At 42.3% G+C, this 1,356-nt stretch carries 2 protein-coding genes and 1 pseudogene; all 3 read left to right on the forward strand.

Annotation, left to right across the window (positions count from 1 at the left end):
• Nucleotides 1-151 (forward strand): annotated as a pseudogene (locus VXQ92_RS18190) (beta-ketoacyl-[acyl-carrier-protein] synthase II); the annotation flags it as partial.
• Nucleotides 151-576, forward strand: a complete 426-nt coding sequence (locus VXQ92_RS18195; protein WP_064479843.1) for a hypothetical protein — start codon at nucleotides 151-153, stop codon at nucleotides 574-576. The pseudogene VXQ92_RS18190 and the gene VXQ92_RS18195, both read left to right, overlap by 1 nt.
• A 23-nt stretch (nucleotides 577-599) precedes the next feature.
• Nucleotides 600-1,325 carry a 3-ketoacyl-ACP reductase FabG2 gene (locus VXQ92_RS18200; RefSeq protein WP_014208360.1) on the forward strand — a complete coding sequence of 242 codons (726 nt, stop codon included), beginning with the start codon at nucleotides 600-602 and terminating at the stop codon, nucleotides 1,323-1,325.
• The last annotated feature ends 31 nt before the right edge of the window (nucleotides 1,326-1,356 follow it).

Here is a 1,356-nt window from a genome sequence, read left to right on the forward strand (position 1 = left end):
GTTACATCAAAATGTTGAGATTGATCCAGATTTGGCCGATCAAAATTATGTGCAAGAAGCCGAGTTAAAACAGCATATCCGATATGTCATGAGTAATTCTTTCGCTTTTGGGGGAAGTAATATTAGTCTTGTTTTTGGAGTGAAGCCCTAGTGAAACTAGATGCAATTCAATATATTCCTCATGAGCAACCGATGGTATTTATCGACCATTTAACTGAGGTTGCAGAAGGGCGGGCGCAAGCAGAACTCACGATTACGCCAGAGCTGATGTTTTGTGAAGCAGAAGGTTTGCCGACATGGGCAAGCATTGAAATTATGGCGCAAACGATTAGTGCTTATTCCGGCTGGCAAGGTCAGCAGTCAAAACAAGCGCCAAAAGTCGGTTTTTTATTGGGAACGCGTAAGTTAAATTTACCGATCCCTTATTTCGCCTTAGGTTCACGATTGATCATTCAAATAGAACAACAATATTTTCATGAGGGACTTGGGCAATTTTCCTGTGAAATTCAATATGCTGAGCACTGCATTCAGGCAACGTTAAGTGTATTTGAGCCAACAGCATCACCATTTGAATAACCACAAAGAATTAGGAATACATTGTGACAAGACGAATTTTAGTAACAGGTTCAAGTCGAGGAATTGGGAAAGCGATTGCATTACAACTAGCAAAGGCTGGTTTTGATGTAACTGTACACGCGCGTTCACGTCAGGCAGAGGCCGAGCAAGTTGTACAAGAGATTCAAGCTTTAGGACAAAATAGCCATTATTTAATGTTTGATGTAAATGAGCGCCAGACGGTTCAACAAATTCTAGAACAAGACGTAGAGCAGCATGGCGCTTTTTATGGTGTTGTATTGAATGCTGGTCTTACTCATGATGGGGCTTTTCCTGCGTTAACAGATCAAGATTGGGATGAAGTGATTTCGACCTCTTTAGATGGTTTCTATAATGTTTTAAAACCACTCATCATGCCAATGATTCACTTACGCAAAGGTGGCCGTATTGTCACTTTATCTTCTGTGTCTGGAATTATGGGTAACCGTGGTCAGGTTAACTATAGTGCTGCAAAAGCAGGTCTGATTGGTGCGACCAAAGCCTTAGCACTCGAATTGGCGAAGCGAAAAATTACTGTGAACTGTGTAGCTCCTGGACTGATCGAAACCGAAATGGTGACAGATGAAGTCAAAGAACATGCGCTTAAAATGATTCCACTGCAGCGCATGGGACAGGTTGATGAAGTGGCGAGCGTGGTGAAATTCTTGTGTTCAGATGAAGCCTCTTATGTAACCCGACAGGTGATCTCTGTAAATGGAGGTCTCATCTGATGAAACGTGTAGTTGTGACAGGAATGGCAGG

The organism is Acinetobacter sp. 228 (assembly GCF_048147885.1).